At 66.1% G+C, this 21,687-nt stretch carries 24 protein-coding genes; 11 read left to right on the top strand and 13 right to left on the bottom strand.

Annotation, left to right across the window (positions count from 1 at the left end; genetic code table 11):
* Positions 1-94: 94 nt before the first annotated feature.
* The 3 genes from EV665_RS13195 to EV665_RS13185 are packed head-to-tail and all read left to right on the top strand — an operon-like array spanning position 95 to position 2,438.
* Positions 95-973 (top strand): ABC transporter permease, encoded by an 879-nt coding sequence (locus tag EV665_RS13195; RefSeq protein WP_133034455.1) that lies wholly within the window; start codon positions 95-97, stop codon positions 971-973.
* The gene (locus EV665_RS13190) at positions 973-1,767 is read left to right on the top strand and encodes an ABC transporter ATP-binding protein (RefSeq protein ID WP_133034454.1); all 795 of its coding nucleotides are present in this window, start codon (positions 973-975) and stop codon (positions 1,765-1,767) included. The genes EV665_RS13195 and EV665_RS13190 overlap by 1 nt, the downstream gene beginning before the upstream one ends.
* A gap of 59 nt (positions 1,768-1,826) precedes the next feature.
* Positions 1,827-2,438 carry a DUF1287 domain-containing protein gene (locus tag EV665_RS13185; RefSeq protein ID WP_133034453.1) on the top strand — a complete coding sequence of 204 codons (612 nt, stop codon included), beginning with the start codon at positions 1,827-1,829 and terminating at the stop codon, positions 2,436-2,438.
* 6 nt (positions 2,439-2,444) lie between these two features.
* On the opposite strand, the gene EV665_RS13180 is transcribed toward EV665_RS13185, so the two are convergent.
* Positions 2,445-3,086 (bottom strand): LysE family translocator, encoded by a 642-nt coding sequence (locus EV665_RS13180; protein ID WP_133034452.1) that lies wholly within the window; start codon positions 3,084-3,086, stop codon positions 2,445-2,447.
* A 148-nt stretch (positions 3,087-3,234) separates the two neighbouring features.
* Positions 3,235-4,086, bottom strand: coding sequence for an SDR family NAD(P)-dependent oxidoreductase (locus tag EV665_RS13175; protein ID WP_133034451.1), 852 nt, complete (start codon positions 4,084-4,086; stop codon positions 3,235-3,237).
* 185 nt (positions 4,087-4,271) lie between these two features.
* Here EV665_RS13175 and EV665_RS13170 point away from each other — a divergent pair, with 185 nt between their 5' ends.
* Entirely contained in the window at positions 4,272-5,495 is a 1,224-nt protein-coding gene (locus EV665_RS13170; protein WP_064331883.1) for an argininosuccinate synthase, read from the top strand.
* A gap of 71 nt (positions 5,496-5,566) precedes the next feature.
* On the opposite strand, the gene EV665_RS13165 is transcribed toward EV665_RS13170, so the two are convergent.
* From EV665_RS13165 to EV665_RS13145, 5 genes are all read right to left on the bottom strand, one after another.
* Positions 5,567-6,787 carry a multidrug effflux MFS transporter gene (locus EV665_RS13165; RefSeq protein ID WP_133034450.1) on the bottom strand — a complete coding sequence of 407 codons (1,221 nt, stop codon included), beginning with the start codon at positions 6,785-6,787 and terminating at the stop codon, positions 5,567-5,569.
* Positions 6,784-7,269, bottom strand: a complete 486-nt coding sequence (locus EV665_RS13160; protein ID WP_133034449.1) for a MarR family winged helix-turn-helix transcriptional regulator — start codon at positions 7,267-7,269, stop codon at positions 6,784-6,786. The genes EV665_RS13165 and EV665_RS13160 overlap by 4 nt, the downstream gene beginning before the upstream one ends.
* Positions 7,270-7,576: 307 nt before the next feature.
* Complete coding sequence (locus EV665_RS32640) at positions 7,577-8,047, bottom strand: hypothetical protein (protein ID WP_210234633.1); 471 nt, start codon at positions 8,045-8,047, stop codon at positions 7,577-7,579.
* A gap of 94 nt (positions 8,048-8,141) precedes the next feature.
* Positions 8,142-9,533, bottom strand: a complete 1,392-nt coding sequence (locus EV665_RS13150; protein ID WP_133034448.1) for a sensor histidine kinase — start codon at positions 9,531-9,533, stop codon at positions 8,142-8,144.
* Entirely contained in the window at positions 9,530-10,204 is a 675-nt protein-coding gene (locus tag EV665_RS13145; protein WP_064331887.1) for a response regulator, read from the bottom strand. The genes EV665_RS13150 and EV665_RS13145 overlap by 4 nt, the downstream gene beginning before the upstream one ends.
* A 78-nt stretch (positions 10,205-10,282) precedes the next feature.
* On the opposite strand from EV665_RS13145, the gene EV665_RS13140 reads away from it, so the two are divergent.
* From EV665_RS13140 to EV665_RS32320, 5 genes are all read left to right on the top strand, one after another.
* Entirely contained in the window at positions 10,283-11,350 is a 1,068-nt protein-coding gene (locus EV665_RS13140; protein WP_380686142.1) for an ABC transporter substrate-binding protein, read from the top strand.
* Between the two features lie 217 nt (positions 11,351-11,567).
* Complete coding sequence (locus tag EV665_RS13135; RefSeq protein WP_133034596.1) at positions 11,568-12,512, top strand: Bug family tripartite tricarboxylate transporter substrate binding protein; 945 nt, start codon at positions 11,568-11,570, stop codon at positions 12,510-12,512.
* Positions 12,509-12,994 (top strand): tripartite tricarboxylate transporter TctB family protein, encoded by a 486-nt coding sequence (locus EV665_RS13130; RefSeq protein WP_133034447.1) that lies wholly within the window; start codon positions 12,509-12,511, stop codon positions 12,992-12,994. Before EV665_RS13135 ends, EV665_RS13130 begins: the two co-directional genes overlap by 4 nt.
* 10 nt (positions 12,995-13,004) lie before the next feature.
* Positions 13,005-14,522 (top strand): tripartite tricarboxylate transporter permease, encoded by a 1,518-nt coding sequence (locus tag EV665_RS13125; protein WP_064331890.1) that lies wholly within the window; start codon positions 13,005-13,007, stop codon positions 14,520-14,522.
* Positions 14,523-14,685: 163 nt separating this feature from the next.
* Complete coding sequence (locus tag EV665_RS32320) at positions 14,686-14,850, top strand: hypothetical protein (protein ID WP_162853057.1); 165 nt, start codon at positions 14,686-14,688, stop codon at positions 14,848-14,850.
* A gap of 129 nt (positions 14,851-14,979) precedes the next feature.
* Here EV665_RS32320 and EV665_RS13120 read toward each other — a convergent pair whose 3' ends face one another.
* Positions 14,980-16,098 (bottom strand): DUF475 domain-containing protein, encoded by a 1,119-nt coding sequence (locus tag EV665_RS13120; protein WP_064331891.1) that lies wholly within the window; start codon positions 16,096-16,098, stop codon positions 14,980-14,982.
* A gap of 383 nt (positions 16,099-16,481) precedes the next feature.
* On the opposite strand from EV665_RS13120, the gene EV665_RS13115 reads away from it, so the two are divergent.
* Positions 16,482-18,542 carry a M3 family metallopeptidase gene (locus EV665_RS13115; protein ID WP_133034446.1) on the top strand — a complete coding sequence of 687 codons (2,061 nt, stop codon included), beginning with the start codon at positions 16,482-16,484 and terminating at the stop codon, positions 18,540-18,542.
* A 43-nt stretch (positions 18,543-18,585) separates the two neighbouring features.
* Here EV665_RS13115 and EV665_RS13110 read toward each other — a convergent pair whose 3' ends face one another.
* The 5 genes from EV665_RS13110 to ccmA form a co-directional block, all read right to left on the bottom strand.
* Positions 18,586-19,203, bottom strand: coding sequence for a DsbE family thiol:disulfide interchange protein (locus tag EV665_RS13110; RefSeq protein WP_133034445.1), 618 nt, complete (start codon positions 19,201-19,203; stop codon positions 18,586-18,588).
* Positions 19,200-19,367, bottom strand: coding sequence for a heme exporter protein CcmD (gene ccmD / locus EV665_RS13105; protein WP_064331894.1), 168 nt, complete (start codon positions 19,365-19,367; stop codon positions 19,200-19,202). The genes EV665_RS13110 and ccmD overlap by 4 nt, the downstream gene beginning before the upstream one ends.
* Positions 19,364-20,134, bottom strand: a complete 771-nt coding sequence (locus EV665_RS13100; RefSeq protein ID WP_133034444.1) for a heme ABC transporter permease — start codon at positions 20,132-20,134, stop codon at positions 19,364-19,366. The genes ccmD and EV665_RS13100 overlap by 4 nt, the downstream gene beginning before the upstream one ends.
* A 73-nt stretch (positions 20,135-20,207) precedes the next feature.
* Entirely contained in the window at positions 20,208-20,867 is a 660-nt protein-coding gene (gene ccmB / locus EV665_RS13095; RefSeq protein ID WP_133034443.1) for a heme exporter protein CcmB, read from the bottom strand.
* Positions 20,864-21,508: a heme ABC exporter ATP-binding protein CcmA gene (ccmA, locus tag EV665_RS13090; protein ID WP_064331897.1), complete on the bottom strand. Its 645-nt coding sequence runs from the start codon at positions 21,506-21,508 to the stop codon at positions 20,864-20,866. Before ccmA ends, ccmB begins: the two co-directional genes overlap by 4 nt.
* Between ccmA and EV665_RS32635 the strand changes: the two genes are divergently transcribed.
* Positions 21,452-21,687 (top strand): hypothetical protein (locus EV665_RS32635; protein ID WP_210234635.1); only part of this gene is annotated, 236 nt, incomplete at its 3' end. The two genes, ccmA and EV665_RS32635, sit on opposite strands and share 57 nt — an antisense overlap.

The following is a 21,687-nucleotide window of genomic DNA, read 5'->3' as shown; positions in this document are numbered from 1 at the left end:
CAACCGCTGCCGGATCGCCCGGCAGCGGTTGATCTGTTAAGAAGGCCCTTCCCGCGGAAAATGCGGAACGGGTGACAAAGAGAAAGCCGAAACCGTGAGCCTGATTGCCTTCTGGGGTGCCGTCGAACTGGGGCTGGTCTATGCCTTCGTCGCGATCGGCGTCTACCTTGCCTTCCGCGTGCTGGATTTTCCGGATCTCACGGTGGACGGCTCGTTTCCGCTCGGCGCGGCCGTCGCAGCCGTGCTGATCATCGCAGGCGTCAATCCTTGGATCGCCGCCGCGGTCGCCATGGTGGCCGGCGCCATTGCCGGCCTTGTCACGGCGATGCTGAACGTGCGCTTCCGCATCCTCAACCTGCTCGCCTCGATCCTGACCATGATCGCACTCTTCTCGGTCAACCTGCGCGTCATGGGCAAGCCGAACGTCGCGCTGATCAATGCCGACACGATGATCAGCCCGTTCTTCGGCCATGGGCTGCGCGATTTCTACGTCCGCCCGCTCTTCGTCGGCATCCTGGTCATCGTCGCGGTCGTGGTCGTCTGGCGCTTCCTGGAAAGCGATGCCGGCCTCTCGATGCGCGCGACGGGGGCGAATGCCCGCATGGCCCGCGCGCAGGGCGTCGACACCAACCGCCAGATCTATCTCGGCATCGCGCTCTCCAATGCGCTCGTCGCACTCGGCGGTGCGCTCTTTGCCCAGACGAACGGCTTTGCAGATGTCACCTCGGGCGTCGGCACCATCGTGGTCGGCCTTGCCGCCGTCATCATCGGCGAGACGCTGTTCGGTGCCAGGGGCATCCTCATCGCGCTGATCGGCTGCGTGCTCGGCTCGATCCTCTACCGCATCGCCATCCAGCTCGCGCTCTCCTCCGACGTGCTCGGCCTCCAGGCCTCCGACCTCAATTTCGTGACGGCCCTGCTCGTCACCGTGGCGCTCGTCCTGCCGCGCCTTCGCCGCGGGGGAGCCGCCTGATGATCTCCGTTTCCGATATCAAGGTCGTCTTCGGCAAGGGCACGCCGCTGCAGAAGCAGGCGCTGAACGGCGTCAGCCTCACCATCGAGGAAGGCCAGTTCGTCACCGTCATCGGCTCGAACGGCGCCGGCAAGTCGACGCTGCTCGGCGTTCTCGCCGGCGATGTCATCGCCACCGAAGGCCAGGTCAAGATCGGCACAACGGACGTGACCCGCCAGGGCACCGCCGCCCGCGCAGGCCGCGTCGCCCGCGTCTTCCAGGACCCGCTGACGGGCAGTTGCGGCGCGCTCTCCATCGAGGAGAACCTTGCGCTCGCCGCCCGCCGCGGCGAACGGCGCGGCCTTGCCTCCGCCCTCGGCCCCCAGCGGCGCGCACTTTTCCGCGAGCGCATCGCCGAACTGAACCTCGGCCTCGAAAACCGCATGCGCGACCGGATGGACCTGCTCTCCGGCGGCCAGCGCCAGGCCGTCTCGCTCGTCATGGCGACGCTCGCCGGCTCCGACGTGCTGCTGCTCGACGAGCACACCGCGGCGCTCGATCCCGGCATGGCCGAGTTCATCATGACCCTCACGCAGAAGATCGTCTCCGAGCGCAAGCTGACGACGCTTATGGTGACGCATTCCATGCGCCAGGCGCTGGACTACGGCCACCGCACCGTCATGCTGCACGGCGGCGAGATCGTTCTCGACGTCGCTGGCGACAGCCGCAAGACGCTGCAGGTCGAGGACCTGATCGCCATGTTCCGCAAGATGCGCGGCCAGACGCTGGACGACGACGCGCTGCTGATCGGCTGAGGCGCCAACAAAGCGCCCGATTCCCTGCGCAGCGTGCCGCCTCGGAGAAGGAGGCGCCCATGCTGTTTCGTCGCACGCTGCTTGCAGGCGGCCTGGTCTCGGGAGCCGCCCTCGTTTTGCCGGCGGGCTTGCGGGCACAACCGGCCGAAGGCGGCGCGCAAAAACTCGTGGTCGCGGCGCGGCGGCAGATCGGCGTCACGCTGACCTATGATCCCGCCTATTCCCGGCTGGACTATCCCGGCGGCGACGTGCCGCGGGAGCGGGGCGTGTGCACCGATGTCATCGTGCGCGCCTATCGCGACGGCCTTGCCATCGATCTCCAGGTCCTCGTGCACGAGGACATGCGCAAGGCCTTTTCCGCCTATCCGGCGCTCTGGGGCCTGAAGCGCACCGACCGCAACATCGACCATCGCCGCGTACCGAACCTGCAGACCTTCCTGAAGCGGGCGGGTGCCGCCCTGCCGGTCAGCAGGGACGGCGCGGACTACCGGCCGGGCGACATCGTCTCGCAGATGCTGCCGGGCAACCTGCCGCATATCGGCATCGTGGCGGACGACCGCAGCGCCGACGGCGCGCGCCCCCTCCTCGTGCACAATATCGGTGCCGGAGCGCGGCTGGAGGACGTGCTCTTCGCCTATCCCCTCACCGGTCACTACCGCTACCGGGTGTGACCCCGCTCAGCGCGCCTGCGTGAACAGGATCTTCGCCGCGAAGACGGAGAAGACGCCGGCAAAGGTATAGTCGATGCCGCGCAGCACCCTGGGGTTCCGCTGGAGCCAGGATGCCAGCTTGTCGGCGGCGAGGATCACCAGGATGTTCACGGGTATACCGACGACGATGAAGAACAGGCCGAGGAAGATCAGCTTGCCGGTGACATCGGGATCGCCCGCGCTGATGAACTGCGGCAGGAAGGTCATGAAGAAGATGATGACCTTCGGATTGAGCAGGTTCACCCAGAAGCCGCGGGAAATATTGGCAAGCGCCGTCCCGCGCGGCCCCGCCGTCGCCTTGACGGAGAGGCTGGAGCCGTAGCGGATCGCCTGGATGGCCAGCCACAGGAGATAGGCGGCGCCACCGGTCTTCAGCATCAGGAAGGCGGTCGGCGAGGCCGTGATGAGGGCGGAGATGCCGAAGGCGACCAGCAGCGTGTGCACCACGATGCCGAGGCTGGTGCCGGCCACCACATAGAGCGCCGGCCCGCGCCCCTGCGAGAGCGCACGGCTGATCGACAGCGTCATGTCGGGACCGGGCGTCATCGCGAGCAGCAGGCTCGCGGCCGTGAAGGCGAGAAGCGTCGGAAGCGTGGGCAGGAAGTCCATGGCGAAGCCCTGAAAGCCGGAGGAGGTGAAAAACCTCTAATCCGGCTTTCCGGAAAATGCCAATCAAAGTCTATGATCGGCTGTAACGGCAATCCTTTGTCCCCTCACCCGTCGCCCTGTCGGGATGCCTGGGCAAGGCTCGCCGGCATCAGGCGCCTTCGACGAAGGCGCGGAACTTTTCGGCATAGTCCTTGTGCCAGCGCGACAGCGGTGGGCGGTTCTCGATGACATCGCCGATCGCCCAGGCCATGCGGCGCTCGTCAAGCGCGCGCGGCACGTCGTTGTCCGGGCACAGGATGTAGAAATCGCCGCGCTCCAGGCTCTGCATCATGAAATCGACGGTCTGGGCCGGCGTCCAGGCGGCATCCGGCTTTTCCGTCCGCTCGCCCTTCGTCAGCTCGGTGAAGACGAAGCCGGGGATCAGGAGATGGGCCGAGAGCCGTGCCCCCGCCGTGTTGCGCAATTCATGCTGGAGCGCCTCGGTGAAGACCTTCACACCGGCCTTGGAGACATTGTAGGCGGGGTTGCCGGGCGGCGTGGTGATGCCCTGCTTGGAGCCGGTATTGATGATGAGACCCGGTTCGCCATGGGCCAGCATGTTCGGGCCGAAGACCTGCGTGCCGTGGATGACACCCATCAGGTTGACGGCGAGGATATGGTCCCAGTTCGCCTCGGCGCTGAAGATGGAGGTGTCCGGCTGGATGCCGGCATTGTTCATCAGCACATGCACGCGCCCGAAACGCTGCAGCACGGCGCGCTCCAGCGCCTCCAGCTCATGCCGGTGCGCGACGTCCGTCTCCACGGCCATGACATTCGCCTCGCCGGCGATGGTTTCGAGCTCGACGCGGGCTTCGCCCAGCCGGTCGACATTGCGGTCCGCGATGGCAACGCACATGCCGGCCTCGGCGAAACGTTTTGCGGCGGCAAGGCCGATGCCGGCGGCCCCGCCGGTGATGACGGCGACATTGGATTCCTTGAGAATGTCTTGAACGTTCGTCATGGGATCATCCCCTTCCATGGTCCACTCGGGAAGATATGGGGTCTATGCCGACAGGGTCAAATCCGCCCGCGCGCCGCCATGCGGCGGCACGCGCCCTTGCGTCACGCGCCAATCTCGCTAAAAGTGCCGCGACACCGGGCTTTCGCGGGTTTGCCGCGTCCCTCCATGCAACGGACCTCATCACCATGGCATCACACAAAGACGTGAAGAAAGTCGTGCTGGCCTATTCGGGCGGCCTCGACACCTCGATCATCCTGAAATGGCTCCAGACCGAACTTGGCGCGGAAGTCGTGACCTTCACCGCCGATCTCGGCCAGGGCGAAGAGCTGGAGCCGGCGCGCAAGAAGGCCGAGATGCTCGGCATCAAGGAGATCTTCATCGAGGACGTGCGCGAGGAATTCGTGCGCGATTTCGTCTTCCCGATGTTCCGCGCCAATGCCGTCTACGAGGGCGTCTACCTGCTCGGCACCTCGATCGCCCGCCCGCTGATCTCCAAGCATCTCATCGAGATCGCCGCCAAGACCGGCGCCGACGCCATCGCGCACGGCGCGACCGGCAAGGGCAACGACCAGGTCCGCTTCGAGCTGTCCGCCTATGCGCTGAACCCCGACATCAAGATCATCGCGCCCTGGCGCGACTGGTCTTTCAAGAGCCGCACGCATCTCCTGGAATTCGCCGAGCAGCACCAGATCCCGGTCGCCAAGGACAAGAAGGGCGAAGCGCCGTTCTCGGTCGATGCGAACCTCCTGCACTCCTCCTCCGAGGGCAAGGTGCTGGAAGACCCGGCCGTCGAGGCACCGGAATATGTGCATATGCGCACCATTTCCCCGGAATCCGCACCGGACAAGGCGACCGTCATCAAGGTCGGTTTCGAGCGCGGCGATGCCGTCTCCATCAACGGCGTGCGCATGTCGCCGGCGACGCTTTTGGCGACCCTCAACAATTACGGCCGCGACAACGGCATCGGCCGCCTCGACCTCGTGGAAAACCGCTTCGTCGGCATGAAATCGCGCGGCGTCTACGAGACGCCCGGCGGCACGATCCTGCTCGCCGCGCACCGCGCCATCGAATCGATCACGCTCGACCGCGGCGCCGCGCATCTCAAGGACGAGCTGATGCCGCGCTATGCCGAGCTGATCTATTACGGCTTCTGGTTCTCACCGGAGCGCGAGATGCTGCAGGCCCTCATCGACAAGAGCCAGGAACATGTCGAGGGCGAAGTGACGCTGAAGCTCTACAAGGGCAATGTCATGGTCATCGGCCGCGAATCGGACAAGTCGCTCTATTCCGACAAGCTGGTCACCTTCGAGGACGACCAGGGCGCCTACGACCAGAAGGATGCCGCCGGCTTCATCAAGCTGAACGCGCTGCGCCTGCGCACGCTCGCCGCCCGCAAGCGCCGCGGCTGATCGCCGGATCGCGACCAGACAAGAGGCCCGCTGCCGTTCCCGGCAGCGGGCCTTTTCGTTTCCGGCAGGCGTTATTCCGCCGGCTCGGCGGCGGCAAGCTGCGCATCGCGGCTGCAGATCGCGTGATACCAGGCGTAGGACAGGATCCCCATCAGGCCCATGGCGGGAATGATGGTGCCGAAGGCGAAAAGCGGCATGCCGATGGCGGCGGCAAGCAGGCCCGCAAGAAAGCCGGCCCCCATCTGGATGAAGCCCATGGCCGCGGAAGCCGAACCGGCGATCTCGGGGAAGGGCTCCATGGCGGCCGTCATCATATAGGGCATGACGAAGGCGATGCCGAAGGCGTAGATGCCGACCGGCCCCATGACGCTGAGGAAGCTCGGCGTCAGCAGATGCGACGTGAGCGCGATCAAAATGCTGGCAAAGCCGATGAAGCAAAGGCCGGGCAGGACGATACGGGCGGGCGCGACCGTGCGCATCAGAAGGCGCACGCAGACCGTGCCGGCAAAGAAGAAACCCGACTGCATGAGCATGCCGACGCCGAACTCCGTCGGCGTCAGGCCGACCGTGCCGATCAGGACGAAGGGCAGCATGGTCGCCTCGCCGTAGAGCGCCCCGACCGCGCCGGCCATGACGAGCGTGGCGGAAACGAAGCGGCGGCTCGTGGCAAGCGCTGCGTAGCCCGCAAGGATCGGGCCGATGCGGCCCTTCGCCGGATCCGGCACCGTGGTCTCGGCCATAAAGAAATAGACCGCGCCGCAGGCCGCCAGCGCAAAGCCCACCATCAGGAAGAAGATCGACTGCCAGCCGAACAGGCCGAGCGCAAAGCCGCCGAGCGTCGGCGAGACGGCCGGACCGACGGCGAGCATCATGCCGACCATGTTCATGATGCGGGCGGCCTCGGTGCCGGTGAACTGGTCGCGCACGATGGCGCGCGAGACGGTCATGCCGACCGACGCGCCGATGCCCTGCACGAGGCGGCCGGCCAGGAGCACGCCGACGCTCGGCGCGAAGGCCGCCATCAGGCTGCCGGCGAGATAGACGGTCATGAAGACCAGCGTGGTCTTTCGCCGGCCGAGCACGTCCGACATGGTGCCGGAGACGAGCTGCGACAGCGCGAAACCGGCGAAATAGAGCGAAAGCGTCAGCTTGATCGCCGATTCCGTCGAGGAGAAGGCGCGCACGAGCTCCGGCATGGCCGGCGTATAGAGCGCCATGGAAACGGGACCGAGCGCGACGAGGAAGGCGGCGATGATGCTGGTGCGGCGCTCGCTCATGCGCGGCGTCGTCATCGGCCGGCGTCCTTTGCGAGCGCTGGGGCGGCGCTGTCCTCCTCAAGGGCACAGAGATTCGCGCGCAGCCGCTTCAGCCGGTCGCGGATCAGTTCCAGCTCCTCCGGGCCGATGCCGCTCGTCACATGCTCCATCAGCTCGACCTGCTCGGTGCGGATACTGGCGATGAGGGCGCCGGCCGCCGGCGTGGTGAAGATCAGCTTGGCCCGGCGATCGGCCGGGTCGGGACGGCGCTCGATGAAGCCGAGGCTCTGCAGGCGGTCGAGATAGGTCGAGAGCGTCATCGGCTCGATGCCCATGCGCTGGGCGATGTCGAGCTGGCGGCTGCCCTCCAGCGTGGCGATGCGCACAAGGGTGCGCGCCTCGCCCGGCGTGAGGCCGAGACCGGCGGTGGCGATGCGGCGCTCGAAAGCGCTGCGCAGCATACGGGCAACGTCGATGAGGACGAAACCGAGGGCGTCGGGATCGGGTCGAGAGGACATGTTCACTTTCTGGCTTATTGTAAGCGTAGCTTACTATGCATTGCCGGAAGGAACAACCGCCAAGCCACGACTGCGGCGCATGGCTGCCTTGCGAAACGGCAAATTTTGCTGGGCATCCCCGGATAGAAATAACTAGTATCATGAAAATTCAATAGGATAGATAAGCAGCCCGGTTGCTATTCGGCACGGTCATGGCTGCCCCGCACTGCGGGCCGATGTCTCGGCAAGCGTGAGCACTGCTATTCATAGCGTCTCCCGCACACCAAAAGGCCGCCGGCTGAAGCGTCGGCGGCCAGATGTTTTAGGGCTAGCTTATCTTGCGGAGGAGCGCGATTGCGGCCTCTTTCGAACCGCTGTGCTTCTCACCACGGAACACTTCACCGAGGCGGTGAGTGTTGGTGCCGAGTTGTTGGGCGATGATGTTGTACTTTACGCCCTGCATTCGCATGATATGCGCAGTCACCGCTTCATCGAACGTCAAAGACTTCCGTTCGATGATCACTGGATTAATTTTTACCCCGGTGACGGGGTGCATCAATGTAGCCATATCTGGCCCTTCCATCGTTAAAAGGGCCGGCACGGTCTTGACGTCTCCCACGACATGAATCATGGTGCCGTGGTGATCACAACGCAGCCGCACCGGCTGTTTCCACTCAAGGTCCATGCGTGTGCAAGACGCATGGACCTTTTCACTTTGAGCGATTCGTGGGGCTCTTGTCGAATCTTCTGGTTGAGTGCCAACAATTTTTTCGCGGCAATCCCCAAGCGGTTTCGTCATACATTTAGCTATCGCATATTTTGCGAAGGCCCAGCCTTATCGCTGAAAACCCGTTGTCACACCGCTTACCCACATAGCTAGGAAGAATGTACACCTAGGGATTTACCGCGGGGAAGCGGATCGTCACGCAGAGGCCCCGGCCGTCCGCACCGCTGTCCAGCACCATCGTCGCATCGAACAGGGCGGCGATTTCCTCCACGATGGGCAGGCCGAGGCCCATGCCCGGCGCATCGCGATGCTCGCCGCGGGAGAAGCGCTGGCGCACGAGGCCGCGGCGTTCGGGCGGAATGCCGGGACCGTTATCCTCCACGCCGAGAAGCACGGCACCCGCGGCGCGGCGCACGCGAACCGTCACCTCCGCCCCGTTGCCGGCATAGGCGATGGCGTTTTCCAAGAGATTGCGCAGGAGCTCGCCGAAAAGCAGCGGCTCGGCGCGGGCGAAGGCAGGTCCCTCTCCCTCGAAGCCGAGATCGATGCCGGCCTCGGCGGCCGTGGGCACGCGGTCGGCGGTGAGCTGCTGGGCGAGCGCGGCGATATCGACTGGCGCCGTTTTCTGCGGCTCGTTGGAGCCGGCGGCATCGATCTTGGCCATCAGCAGGAGCTGGGCGAGGATGCGCTCGGCATGGGCGACGGCGGCATCGCCCTTGCGGGCGGCCTCCTGCGCCTCCTCCAGCGTGCCGGCGCGGCTCGCCAGCGCGAGCTGGGTGCGGATGATGGCGAGCGGCGTGCGCAGCTGGTGGCTGGCATTGCCGGAAAAATGCCGGAGCGCGTCGAGCGCCGATTGCAGGCGCACCATGAAGGAATTGACCGTATCGACGAGGCCCTGCACCTCGCTCGGCACACGCTGCTCGATCGGGTGCAGGTCGTTCGGGCTGCGTTCGGCAATGGCGTCGCTGAGCCTGTAGAGCGGCCGGAGCGACACGGTGACGGCGATCCAGACGATGAGGGCGGCCCCCGCGATCATCATGGTAAGGCGCAGCGCCGACCGCAGCAGGATCGTCTGGGTCAGCTGGCGGCGGGCGATGGTGGTCTCGGCGACGGTGACGGCGAAGGGCACGGAATTGATGCCGGTAGACGCCGAACGCTGCAGCACCGCGATGCGGATCGGCTCGCCGCGGAAGGTCGCATCCCCAAAGCCCATCGGCTGGCCCGCCGTCTCCGGGATCGTCGGCAGGGTCTGGTAGCCGGTGATGAACTGGCCGGGCGGCCCGTCGACGCGGTAGAAGACCCGGTCCTGCGCGGCCGAGGTCAGCATTTCCAAGGCGACATAGGGAATGTCCACCTCGAGCGTGCCGTTCTCCGTCACCACGACCCGCTCGGCAATCGCCAGCGCCGACCCAGCGAGCACCCGGTCGGAAACCTCGTTCGCCGTCTTGACGGCCTCGTGATAGGTATCGACGAGCGCGACCGTGCCGATCACCGCCGTCGAGACGAGCAGCCAGAGCAGCAGGCGGCGGCGCAGCGATGAGGCCGGAAGGAGCGTCAAGCGGCGGGCGCCTTGTCGAGATAGTAGCCGATGCCGCGGGCGGTGCGCACGGTCAGCCCGTGCGGCGCCAGCCTCTTGCGGAGTCGGCTGACATATTGCTCGATGGCATTGGCCGAGAGATCGTCGTCGAAGGCGGCGAGCGATTGCATGATCGCTTCCTTGGCGACCACCTTTCCGGCGCGCATGAAGAGGATTTCGAGCAGGCCGAGTTCACGGGCGGGAATGTCGAGCGGCGCGCCGTCGGCGGAAAAGCTGCGCGAATTGAGATCAAGCACGACACCGCCGAAGGTGATCGCCGCCGAGCGCAGCCCCGCCTGCCGGCGCAGCAGCATGCGCACGCGCGCCTCGAATTCCGAGATGTCGAAGGGTTTTATCATGTAGTCGTCGGCGCCGAGGTCGAGGCCGCGCACCCGCTCCTCCGGCGCGCCGCGGGCGGTGAGGATCAGGACGGCCGCCTTGCTCCGGCGCGCCCGCATGGCGCGCAGCACGTCGAGGCCGTCCATTTCGGGCAGCGTGAGGTCGAGGATGACGAGGTCGAAGCTCTCCGACGCGATGGCGGCATCGGCCGAGGCGCCGTCGCGCACCACGTCCACCGCATGCCCGGTGCCCTTCAGGATGGCGGACAGGCCATCCGCCAGGGCTTCGTTGTCCTCGACCAGCAGAATGCGCACGCCGTTCGTCCTCCCGCCGTGAACTTAACGGCGGGCGGCGCACTTGTGAACGGCCTCGCGCTTTGGCAAGGTCGCCCCATGCGTCTTGTCCTCATGCTTCTCGCGCTCCTGGCAGCGCCCCTGCCCGCATTTTCCGAGCCGGCCTTCTTCCCGGCCCGCAACGGCGATGCGGATGCGCCGGTGCTCGTCGTCTATTCCTCGCTGGACGAACCGCTCGCCCGGCCGATGATCGAGGGCTTCCAGCAGGCCAATCCGGATGTGGCGCTGCGCTATGACGAGATGCTGACCGGCGAGGTCTACGACCGCATCGTGCGCGAGACGGATGCCGGGGAGAAGACGGCCGATTTCGCCTTCTCCTCGGCGATGGACCTCCAGGTCAAGCTCAGCAATGACGGCTATGCCCAGCGCAGCGACCTGCCGATGAGCGACCGCTGGCCGGCCTGGGCCAACTGGCGCAACACCGCCTATGCGCTGACCTTCGAGCCCGCCGTCTTCGTCTACCACAAGCCGAGCTTCAAGGACGAAAAGCCGCCGGCCTCGCGCGCCGAGTTCGTCGACTACCTCAAGCGGCAGGGCGAGACGGTCTATGGCCGCATCGGCACCTACGACATCGAGCGTTCCGGCGTCGGCTTCCTCTTCATGGCGCGCGACCAGGAGCAGTTCGGCGACATCTGGACGGTGATCCAGGCCATGGGGGCTGCGGGTGTGAAGCTCTATTCCACCAGCTCGGCCATCCTGGAGCGCGTCGCCGACGGACGCTTCGTGCTCGGCTACAACATCCTCGGCTCCTACGCGGCGGACTGGGCCTCGCGCCATCCCGATGTCGGCATCGTGCTGCCGAAGGACTATACCGTCGTGATGTCGCGCATCGGCCTCGTGCCGCAGGCCGCCGCCTCCCCCGAACTCGGCCGGCGCTACCTCGCCTTCTTCATGTCGAAGGAGGGCCAGACGATCATGGCCCGCGAACTGCAGATCGCCGCCGTCAGCCCCGAAGTGTCGGGCACCAACACGGCGCGCACGATGAGCGCGCTGCTCGGCGCGCAGCTCAAGCCCGTGCCTGTCAGCCCGGGCCTGATGGTCTATCTCGACCAGGTGAAGCGGGCCCGGCTGATCGCCCGCTGGAACGAGGTTCTGCGCACGCAGTAGCGCGAAGCGCGACCGTGCGGCAGCGCAATGTCAGGTAGATGTCAGCTTCCTGTGGTGCCTTTGGGCTCTTCATCGTCCGTGGAGGCGGACGGAAGACCGGGAGGAGAATTCTGCCGAGATCGCGCCCGCGGACAGCCGTTCGCGCCGCCACCGGCCGCCCATCCTCCCGCCAGAGGCAACGATGCGCGCAAAGCCGCGCCTGACGGAGGATACACTCTTGAAACACTTCTTCCTGGCATCCCTCATCGCCGGCGCGATGGCGCTTCCGGCGCTTGCCGCCGATTACACGATCATCGCCCCGGCCGGCCCGGGCGGCGGCTGGGACCAGACGGCCCGTTCGCTGCAGACCGTCCTGCAGGACGAGAAGATCTCCGGCAGCGTGCAGGTGGTGAACGTTCCGGGCGCCGGCGGCACGATCGGCCTTGCCCAGTTCGCCAGCCAGAACAGCGGCAACCCGAACGCCCTCATCGTCGGCGGTTACGTCATGGTCGGCGCGATCCTCACCAACCAGTCGCCGGTGACGCTCAACGACGTGACGCCGATCGCCCGCCTCACCGGCGAATATGAAGCGATCGTCGTTCCGGCCGCCTCGCCGATCCAGACCATGGGCGACCTCGTGACGGCCCTGAAGGCCGATCCGGGCGCCGTTTCCTGGGCCGGCGGCTCGGCCGGCGGCACGGACCACATCACGGCCGGCCTGATCGCCAAGGCCGCCGGCGTCGATCCGACCAAGATCAACTACATCGCCTATTCCGGCGGCGGCGAGGCGCTTGCCGCCATTCTCGGCAACCAGGTGACGGCCGGCATTTCCGGCTATGGCGAGTTCGAGGCCCAGGTGAAGGCCGGCACGCTGCGCCTGATCGCCATCTCCAGCGCCGAGCGCGTGGACGGCATCGACGCCCCGACCATCAAGGAAGGCGGCCTCGACGTCGTCGTCGAGAACTGGCGCATGGTCGCCGCAGCGCCCGGCCTTTCGGCCGAGCAGGTGGCAGCCATCAACACCGATATCGAGAAGGTCGTGAACTCCGCCGCCTGGCAGGACACCCTGAAGACCAAGGGCTGGCAGAACACCTATCTGGCCGGCAATGCCTTCAAGGAGCAGCTCGAAAAGGACGTCGCCGCGACGGAAAGCATCCTCAAGGACATCGGGCTCGTCAAATGAGCGGGGTCCCCTCCAACGAAAGGCGCCGCCCCGACCGGGCGGCGCTGGTCATCGCCCCCGTCCTCTTCGCCATCGCCGCCGTGATCTGGTGGGATGCCGGACGCCTTGCGGAGATGAGCAACTATTCCCGCATCGGCCCCGCCACCGTGCCGCATGTCGTTGCCATCGGCCTTGCCCTGCTCGCCGTCTGGACGGCTTTCGAAGCCTGGCGCGGCGACTTCCCGGAGCGCGAGCCGATCGAGGTCAAGCCGGTCGTCTTCATCGTGGCGGGCCTTGCCGGGCAGATGCTGCTGCTCAAGACTGCGGGCTTCTCGATTGCGACGGGCGTGCTCTTCGCCCTGACCGCCTTCGGCTTCGGCCGGCGCAAGCTGTGGATCTCGCTGCCGATCGGCATCGCCTTCAGCTTCGTCGTCTACATCATCTTCGGCCGCTTCCTGCAGCTCTCGCTGCCCGCCGGGCCGCTGGAACACCTGTTCTTCTGAGGAGCTGACGATGGGTACATTCGAATTCCTGCTGCAGGGCGTCACCATTGCCGCCCAGCCGATGAACCTGCTCTATGCGCTGATCGGCGTGACGCTCGGCACCGCCGTCGGCGTTCTGCCCGGCATCGGCCCGGCCCTCACCGTGGCGCTCCTGCTGCCCGTCACCTACAAGCTCGATCCGGCCGGCTCCCTCATCATGTTCGCGGGCATCTACTACGGCGGCATGTATGGCGGCTCGACGACCTCGATCCTGCTCAACACGCCGGGCGAAAGCGCCTCCGTCGTCACCGCGCTCGAGGGCAACAAGATGGCCCGCGCCGGCCGCGGCGGGCCGGCGCTTGCGACGGCGGCGATCGGCTCCTTCGTGGCCGGTCTCATCGCCACGCTCTGTCTCGCCTTCATCGCGCCCTTCGTGGTCAAGTTCGCGCTCTCCTTCGGCCCGCGGGAATATTTCGCGCTGATGGTGCTCGCCTTCGTCACCGTTTCGGCGGCCTTCGGCGATTCGACGCTGCGCGGCCTCACCGCCCTCTTCGTCGGCCTCAGCCTTGCCGTCATCGGCATCGACCAGCAGACCGGCCAGGCGCGGCTTTCCTTCGGCATTCCGGACCTGCTCGACGGCATCGAGGTGACGACGCTCGCCGTCGCCATGTTCGCCATCGGCGAGACGCTCTACGTCGCCTGCCAGGGCGACCGCATCCCCGACAAGGTCGAGGCGGTGAAGGGTTCGATCTGGATGAGCGCGCAGGACTGGGCCCGCTCCTGGAAACCGTGGCTGCGCGGCACCTTCATCGGCTTCCCGATCGGCGCCATGCCGGCCGGCGGCGCCGATATCGCCAGCTTCCTGTCCTATTCGACGGAAAAGCAGTTCTCCAGCCACAAGGAAGAGTTCGGCAAGGGCGCCATCGAGGGCGTCGCCGGCCCGGAGGCGGCGAACAATGCGTCCGCCGCCGGCACGCTCGTGCCGCTGCTCTCGCTCGGCCTGCCGACCACGGCGACGGCGGCGATCATGCTCGCCGGCTTCCAGCAATACGGCCTGCAGCCAGGCCCGCTCCTGTTCGCGACCAATCCGCAGCTCGTCTGGGGTCTGATCGCCAGCCTGCTCATCGCCAATTTCATGCTGCTGGTCTTGAACCTGCCGCTGATCGGCCTCTGGGTGAAGCTGCTGACGATCCCGAAACCCTGGCTCTATGCCGGCATCCTGCTCTTTGCGACGCTCGGCACGATCGGCGCCAACCCGTCGGTCTTCGAACTCGGCATGCTGCTCGTCTTCGGCCTGCTCGGCTTTGCCATGCGCATCTTCGGCTATCCGATCGCGCCCGTCGTCGTCGGCCTCATCCTCGGGCCGATGGCGGAGCAGCAATTGCGCCGGGCGCTGGCGATCAGTCAGGGCGATGTCTCCGCGCTCTTCCTGTCGCCGATCGCCGCCGTACTCTTCGTGCTGGCGATCCTCGCCGTCGTCGTGCCGCTCATCCTGCGCGCCCGCGGCAAGGGCGAAGTGCTCTCGCAGTTCGCGGCCAACGAAGACTGAACCTTACCGACGGTCCCTCCCAAGGCCGAACAAGACGCAGGCCGGAAACACCCGTTTCCGGCCTGCGTCCGTTGCATGGCTGGGCTGAGATTCCGTTACTTGTCCTTTGAGGCCCGAGACATCATCTTCTGCTCGTAAGCTAAAACAGAAAGCGAGCAATCCAATGACCACCCTCCGCAACTCCTTCGCCCAGGGCTTCTTCGGCCGGGCCTTCGCCGTACTGAGCGCTGCCAATGCAGCCGCCGCGGCTGTCGAAGGGCACCGCCGCCCGAAGGAACGCGACCTGAGAACGCTCGGCATCAATCCCGCCGACTTCCCGCGCATCTGACGCCGTAGAGAGAATTCCTTGAACGAAAGGCCCGCTGGTCGCAAGACCGGCGGGCCTTCTATATTCAGGGCTTCGTCTTCTTCTGAAGAAGAAGGAAGCCGGCCGTCGGAACGGCCGGCCCATGGTGCCTCAGGCGCGTTCGCCGAGATGGGCCGCCACGCGGTCGGAGCCGTGCAGGTCGCCATGGATTTCCCGCGCGCGTTCCCGCTTGTTGTAGCGGATCGACGACCAGAGCGAGATGCCGATCAGCGTCGCGCCGCCAAGGCCGGTGATGACTTCCGGAATGTGCACCAGCGTCTGGCAATACATGACCACCGAGAGGATGAGGATCGCGTAGAACGCGCCGTGCTCCAGGTAGCGGTATTCGGCCAGCGTGCCCTTGTCGACGAGCATGATCGTCATCGAGCGCACATACATGGCGCCGATGCCGAGGCCGATCGCGATGATGAAGAGGTTCTGCGTCAGCGCGAAGGCGCCGATGACGCCGTCGAAGGAGAAGCTGGCATCGAGCACTTCCAGGTAGATGAAGGCGCCGAGGCCGCCCTTGGCCGCTTCCGACATCGCCTTCTGCGAGGCATCGAGCAGGCCGCCGACGACTTCCACCGCAAGGAAGGTCAGGAGGCCGTAGATGGCGGAGAAGACGAAGGTGTTGGCGTCCTCGCCCTCAAGCAGGTTCGAGAAGACCAGGATCAGCAGCAGCACGAAGGCGATCTCGATGCCCTTGACGGTGGCCGAGCGGGCCATGTGCTTCTCGATGAAGCCGATCCAGTGCACGTCCTTCTCATGGTTGAAGAAGTAGGTAAGGCCGACCATCATCAGGAAGGTGCCGCCAAAGGCAGCGATCGGCAGATGCGCGTCGTTCATGATGCGGGCATATTCCGCCGGCTCGCGGGCCGCCAGCAGGATCGCCTCGAACGGGCCGATGCGGGCCGCGATCACCACGATCAGCAGCGGGAAGACGATGCGCATGCCGAAGACGGCGATGATGATGCCCCAGGTCAGGAAGCGGTGCTGCCACACCGGCGTCATGTCCTTCAGCTTGTTCGCATTGACGATGGCGTTGTCGAAGGAGAGCGAGATCTCCAGCACCGCAAGCACGGCGCAGATGAAGAAGACGGTCGCCATGCCGGAAAGCGTTCCGGTCGTCTGCCAGCCGAGCCAGGCGCCGAGCACCAGGCCGATGGCGGTGAAGATGAACGCCCACTTCAGGTAGGAAAGGGTGGATTTGCCTTCGCCGTTGCCGATCATGACAGCGCCTCCATGCTGGAGGTACGGGAAAGCGAAAAACGCATACCGCGAAGGGCATGCGGGTCAGGCATGGTCAGGATGTTCATGTGCGTATGAATCCGCCGGCTAATTGCTGGCGGTACCGACATCACGAGAGCGCCGTAAAAACTCTCGCCAGAGGGGCCCGGCACCAAGGTTCACCGCGGCAACCCGATGTCAAAGGCCGCGGATGGCCATCTTTTCACCGAAGTTGCCCTCCGCGTCAAGAGGCGGGCCGCCGCTCGTGCCCTAACGCCGTGATCGCCCAGCGGTTCCCGTCTATTTTGCGCGGCCGCCCTGTACCAAAGCCCTCCTCCATTCCTATATTCGCCGCACGCTGATTTGCCAGAAAGGACCAGACTCCCATGACCGAAACGCGCATCGATCCCGCCCTCGTCGAGTGGACCGGCCTCAACGGCCTGCCGCGTTTCGATCTCGTGAAGGACGACGCCTTCGCGGACGGGTTTGCCGCCGCGCTCGCCGCGCACGAGGCGGAGATCGACGCCATCGCCGGCAATCCGGAGCCCGCGACCTTCGACAACACGATCGCCGCGCTCGAAATTGCCGGCGACGAACTCTCCCGAGTCTCCGCGCTCTTCTGGAGCCGGGCCGGCGCCAACACCAACGACACGATCCAGGCCCTGGAACGCGACATCGCGCCAAAGATGTCGCGGCACTATTCGAAGATCGGCACCAATGCCGCGCTCTTCGCCCGTATCGACGCGCTCTGGGAGGCCCGCGAGACGCTGAACCTCTCGCTGGAACAGACCCGCGTGCTGGAGCGGCACTGGAAGGGCTTCGTCAAGTCCGGCGCCAGGCTGGCAAAGCCGGAACAGGACCGGCTCGCCGCGATCAACGAGACGCTGGCCGGGCTCGGCGCGAAATTCGGCCAGAACGTGCTGGCCGACGAGAAGAACTGGGCGCTCCTGCTCGACGAGGGCGATGCGCTCGACGGCCTGCCGGACTTCCTGAAGGACGCCATGGCCGCCGCGGCCCGCGAACGCGGCGAGGACGGCCGCTTCGCCGTCACGCTGTCGCGCTCGATCATTGAGCCCTTCCTCACCTTCTCCGCCCGCCGGGACCTGCGCGAACAGGCCTTTCGCGCCTGGGTGGCGCGGGGCGAGAACGATGGTGAGACGGACAATCGCGGCATCGTCAGGGAGACGCTGGCGCTGCGCGCCGAAAAGGCCGGCCTGCTCGGCTATACGAATTTCGCCGCGCTGAAACTCGACAACACCATGGCCAAGACGCCGGAGGCGGTGAACGGCCTCTTGATGCAGGTCTGGGAAAAGGCCGTGGCGCGGGCGCGCGAGGAAGAGGCGGAACTCGCCGCCCTCGCCGCTGAGGAAGGCCACAACCATGCGGTCATGCCCTGGGACTGGCGCTATCATGCCGAAAAACTGCGCGCGAAGAAGTTCAGCTTCTCCGAGGCGGAGCTGAAGCCCTATCTGCAACTGGAAAAGATCATCGACGCCTGCTTCGACGTCGCCGGGCGGCTGTTCGGCATCCGCGCCGTCGAGAAGACCGGCGTGCCGGTCTATCACCCCGATGTCCGCGTCTTCGAGGTCCGCGACCGCGACGACCGGCTTGTCGCCATGTTCCTCGGCGACTACTTCGCCCGCGCCTCCAAGCGTTCGGGCGCGTGGATGAGCTCCTACCAGAGCCAGCACCGCCTGCCGCTCAAGAACGGCACGGTCGGCGAACTGCCGATCATCTACAATGTCTGCAACTTCGCCAAGCCTGCCGAAGGCAAGCCGGCGCTGCTTTCGCTCGACGATGCGCGCACGCTCTTCCATGAATTCGGCCATGCCCTGCACGGCATGCTCTCCGACGTCACCTACCCCTCGGTCTCGGGCACCGGCGTCGCGCGCGATTTCGTCGAACTGCCCTCGCAGCTCTACGAGCACTGGCTTACCGTGCCGGAGATCCTGACGCGCTATGCGGTGCACTACCAGACCGGCGAGGCGATGCCCGCGGCGCTGCTCGACAAGGTGCTCGCCGCCCACACCTTCAATTCCGGTTTCGCGACGGTGGAGTTCACATCCTCCGCCCTGGTCGACATGGCCTTCCACACGCGCGGCGCCGTCGAGGACCCGATGGCGGTGCAGCAGGAGGTGCTGGAAACGATCGGCCTGCCGGCATCCATCGTCATGCGCCACGCCACGCCGCATTTCCAGCACGTCTTCTCCGGCGACGGCTATTCGGCGGGCTACTATTCCTACATGTGGTCGGAGGTGCTCGACGCCGACGCCTTCGCCGCCTTCACCGAGACAGGTGATGCCTTCGACCCGGCCATGGCCGCGCGGCTGAAGACCTATATCTACGCCGTCGGCGGCTCGGTCGATCCGGAAGACGCCTACAAGGCCTTCCGCGGCAAGCTGCCGAGCCCGGAGGCCATGCTGGAAAAGAAGGGCCTCGCCGCCTGATGGCCATTCCGGCCGGGCTCCATGGCCCGGTCGGCGGCCTGCCTCAGCCGGCCTGCGCCGGCGTGCCGAGCGCCTTTTCGATGGCGGGATAGAGCCCGTCCTTGAGGCTCCTGTCGTCGAAGGGGCCGACCTTCTTGTAGAGGATCGTCCCGTCCGGCCCGACAAGGTAGGATTCCGGGATGCCGTAGACGCCCCAGTCGATCGCCATCTTGCCGACGGGGTCGAGGCCGATGGCGGAGAAGGGATTGCCGAGCTCGCCGAGGAAGCGCAGCGCGTTCTCGCTGCCGTCCTTGTAGTTGACGCCGACGACGTTGAGGCGCGGGTCCTTGGACAGCGCCAGGATGACCGGATGCTCCTGTCGGCAGGGCACGCACCAGGACGCCCAGAAATTGACGAGCGTCAGCTTGCCCTTGCCGCTCTCGGCCGTCAGCGCCGGCACCTGCGCGCCGTCCTTCATCGCCCCGACCAGCGGCTCCAGGTCGCGGTAGGGCGCCTTGGTGCCGATCAGCGCGGAGGGGATTTCGGACGTGTTGCGGTTGGGATCGGTCAGCATGGTGAAGAAGATCGCCGCCATGCCCGCGAAGATCGCCAGGGGAAGCGCCGCAAGGACGAGGCGCGTGCGCTTGCCGCCGCTCTCCGCATTGCCGTCGGTGCTGCTCATGGCTTTTCCCCGCTGCGCGCCGAACGGCGGCGGATTCCCGCCGCTTCGAGCTGCGCCAGCTCGCGGTGGCGCGCGCGATGGTCCAGCCAGACCCACAGGACGAGGACCGCCACGACGGCGAAGGCGGCGACATAGGAGGCCGTCACATAGAAGGCATGGCTCATGCCGCATCTCCCGGACGGCCGGCGGAGCGGGCGGCATGCCGACGCAGCACGGCGATGCGCCGGCGCAGGATCTCGTTGCGCATGGCAAGGACGTGCAGCGTGAAGAACAGGAACGTGAAGGCGACCGCCATCACGAGGAGCGGCCAGAGGAATTCCGGGTCGATGGTCGGCCCGTCGAGCCGCACGACGCTGGCCGGCTGGTGCAGCGTGTTCCACCATTCGACGGAGAACTTGATGATCGGGATGTTGACGAAGCCGACGAGGATCAGCACGGCGCTGACCTTGGCCGCCCGCGTCGGGTCGTCCATGGCCCGGTTGAGCGCGATCAGGCCGAGATACATCAGGAACAGCACGAAGACGGAGGTGAGCCGCGCATCCCACACCCACCAGGTGCCCCACATGGGCTTGCCCCAGAGCGAGCCGGTGATGAGCGCGACCAGCGTGAAGCAGGCGCCGATCGGCGCGGCCGCCTTGGCGGACACATCGGCGAGCGGATGGCGCCAGACGAGCGTGCCGAGCGCCGAAAGCGCCATGACCGTATAGCACATCATGGAAAGCCAGGCCGCCGGCACATGCACATACATGATGCGCACCGTCTCGCCCTGCTGGTAGTCGCCTGTTGTGGTGAAGGAGAGATAGAGCCCCGCGGCGAAAAGACAGAGCGTCAGCCCGGCAAGATAGGGCCAGACGATCGCGACCAGCGCCAGGAACCGGGTCGGGTTGGCGAGGTCGCTGAATTTGCGGATGGCAAGGCTTGGTTCGCTCATGATGGTTCTTTAACGCGGAAGCCCCCCCGCTTCAATTGATCTGCCGCAATCACATTCCCGTCAATTCGTCGCGTCAGTCGCTCGAAAGCCGAAGCGCCGCCGCCGCCGCCACCGGGCCGATGACGGCGAAGAACAGGTTGAGCGCGACGAGGACGAGGAAGGGCGGCAGGAAGGGCGCCGGGTCCTCAATCGCCGCATGGACCGCGCTGACGCCGAAGATCAGCACAGGAATGGCGAGCGGCAGAACGAGGATCGACACGAGCAGGCCGCCGCGCGGCAGCGCCACGGCAATGCCCGCCCCAGCCGCCCCGATGAAGGTGAGCGCCGGCGTGCCGGCAAGCAGCGTCAGCGTCGTCGCCCCGATCGCAATCTCGTCCATGTTCATGAAGAGCCCGAGCAGCGGCGAGGCCATAACGAGCGGCAGGCCGGTCGCGATCCAGTGCGCCAGGCACTTGACGAACACCGTCAGCACCAGCGGCGTCTCCTGCATCAGGAGAAGATCGAGCGATCCGTCCTCACGCTCGGCCTGGAACAGCCGGTCGAGCCCGAGCAACGCGGCGAGCAGCGCGCCGATCCACAGGATCGCCGGGCCGATGCGCGAGAGCAGGTTGAGGTCCGGCCCGACACCGAAGGGAATGACCGCGACGACCGTCATGAAGAAGAGGACACCGATCAGCGCGCCGCCGCCGGCACGCACGGAGAGTTTGATGTCGCGCAAGAGGAGGGGAATCATGCCCAGCCTCCCGCGTCGACCGACACGAACCCCGCCAGCCGCAGCTCCCGCGCACCCTCAAGCCCGAGCGGCTGGTGCGTCGCGGCGATGGCGAGGCCGCCGCGGGCCAGATGCGCCATGACGAGGCCGGAAAACATCTCCTCGGCTGCGACGTCCAGCGCCGCCGTCGGCTCGTCGAGGATCCAGACCGGCCGCCAGGCGACGAGCAGCTTGGCCATCGCCATGCGGCGCTGCTGGCCGGCCGAGAGATAGCCGAACGGCAGGTGGGCGATGCCGCCGAGGCCGACGGCCTCCACCGCCGCATCGACGGTGACGCCCTCGCCTCCGGCAAAATCGCCGAAGAAGGCCTTCCAGAAGGTAAGGTTCTCCTCCACCGTCAGCTCGCGCTTCATCGCATTGCGGTGGCCGAGATAATGCGCGGCCTCGCCGACGCGCTCGACCGGTTGCGCTGCAGCAAGAAGTTTCGCCGTTCCCGATTCCGCCGGCAGAAGGCCCGCGAGCACCCGCAGCAGCGTCGACTTGCCGGAGCCGTTCGGCCCCTTGACGACAAGCGCCTCGCCGCCGGCGATTTCGAAGGAAATATCGTGGAAAATCAAATCCTCGCCGCGCTTGGCACTCAATCCTTCGGCGACGAGCCGCATGATGTTTCACTTTCCCTTTACGACCTTGGTCGCAACGCAAAAAATTGTCCCGATTTGCCGGCCGGCACTCTGGAACGTTTCTTAGAAATTATCTATAACGCCGGCGACACGCCAGCGGTCGGCGTGAATTTGATGTTCAGCGCCGAACACGGGAGTGAATTCCGGGTACGGACAGCGGA

The organism is Shinella granuli (assembly GCF_004341885.1).
In the GTDB taxonomy this organism is placed as follows: domain Bacteria; phylum Pseudomonadota; class Alphaproteobacteria; order Rhizobiales; family Rhizobiaceae; genus Shinella; species Shinella granuli.
The sequence above is the reverse complement of the archived record's forward strand: the minus strand, read 5'-3'. Positions and strand labels throughout refer to the sequence as shown.

Bases quoted from the DNA above. Each gene is read 5' to 3' on its own strand.
- EV665_RS13165 (WP_133034450.1), bottom strand. From the start codon at position 6,787: ATGACGACGCCGCGCATGAGCGAGCGCCGCACCAGCATCATCGCCGCC.
- EV665_RS32320 (WP_162853057.1), top strand. From the start codon at position 14,686: ATGACCACCCTCCGCAACTCCTTCGCCCAGGGCTTCTTCGGCCGGGCC.
- EV665_RS13180 (WP_133034452.1), bottom strand. From the start codon at position 3,086: ATGGACTTCCTGCCCACGCTTCCGACGCTTCTCGCCTTCACGGCCGCG.
- EV665_RS13100 (WP_133034444.1), bottom strand. From the start codon at position 20,134: ATGAGCGAACCAAGCCTTGCCATCCGCAAATTCAGCGACCTCGCCAAC.
- EV665_RS32640 (WP_210234633.1), bottom strand. From the start codon at position 8,047: ATGACGAAACCGCTTGGGGATTGCCGCGAAAAAATTGTTGGCACTCAA.
- EV665_RS13125 (WP_064331890.1), top strand. From the start codon at position 13,005: ATGGGTACATTCGAATTCCTGCTGCAGGGCGTCACCATTGCCGCCCAG.
- EV665_RS13170 (WP_064331883.1), top strand. From the start codon at position 4,272: ATGGCATCACACAAAGACGTGAAGAAAGTCGTGCTGGCCTATTCGGGC.
- ccmB (WP_133034443.1), bottom strand. From the start codon at position 20,867: ATGATTCCCCTCCTCTTGCGCGACATCAAACTCTCCGTGCGTGCCGGC.
- EV665_RS13175 (WP_133034451.1), bottom strand. From the start codon at position 4,086: ATGACGAACGTTCAAGACATTCTCAAGGAATCCAATGTCGCCGTCATC.
- EV665_RS13130 (WP_133034447.1), top strand. From the start codon at position 12,509: ATGAGCGGGGTCCCCTCCAACGAAAGGCGCCGCCCCGACCGGGCGGCG.
- EV665_RS13160 (WP_133034449.1), bottom strand. From the start codon at position 7,269: ATGTCCTCTCGACCCGATCCCGACGCCCTCGGTTTCGTCCTCATCGAC.
- EV665_RS13185 (WP_133034453.1), top strand. From the start codon at position 1,827: ATGCTGTTTCGTCGCACGCTGCTTGCAGGCGGCCTGGTCTCGGGAGCC.
- EV665_RS13115 (WP_133034446.1), top strand. From the start codon at position 16,482: ATGACCGAAACGCGCATCGATCCCGCCCTCGTCGAGTGGACCGGCCTC.
- ccmA (WP_064331897.1), bottom strand. From the start codon at position 21,508: ATGCGGCTCGTCGCCGAAGGATTGAGTGCCAAGCGCGGCGAGGATTTG.
- EV665_RS13110 (WP_133034445.1), bottom strand. From the start codon at position 19,203: ATGAGCAGCACCGACGGCAATGCGGAGAGCGGCGGCAAGCGCACGCGC.
- EV665_RS13120 (WP_064331891.1), bottom strand. From the start codon at position 16,098: ATGATCGGCAACGGCGAAGGCAAATCCACCCTTTCCTACCTGAAGTGG.
- EV665_RS13190 (WP_133034454.1), top strand. From the start codon at position 973: ATGATCTCCGTTTCCGATATCAAGGTCGTCTTCGGCAAGGGCACGCCG.
- ccmD (WP_064331894.1), bottom strand. From the start codon at position 19,367: ATGAGCCATGCCTTCTATGTGACGGCCTCCTATGTCGCCGCCTTCGCC.
- EV665_RS13140 (WP_380686142.1), top strand. From the start codon at position 10,283: ATGCGTCTTGTCCTCATGCTTCTCGCGCTCCTGGCAGCGCCCCTGCCC.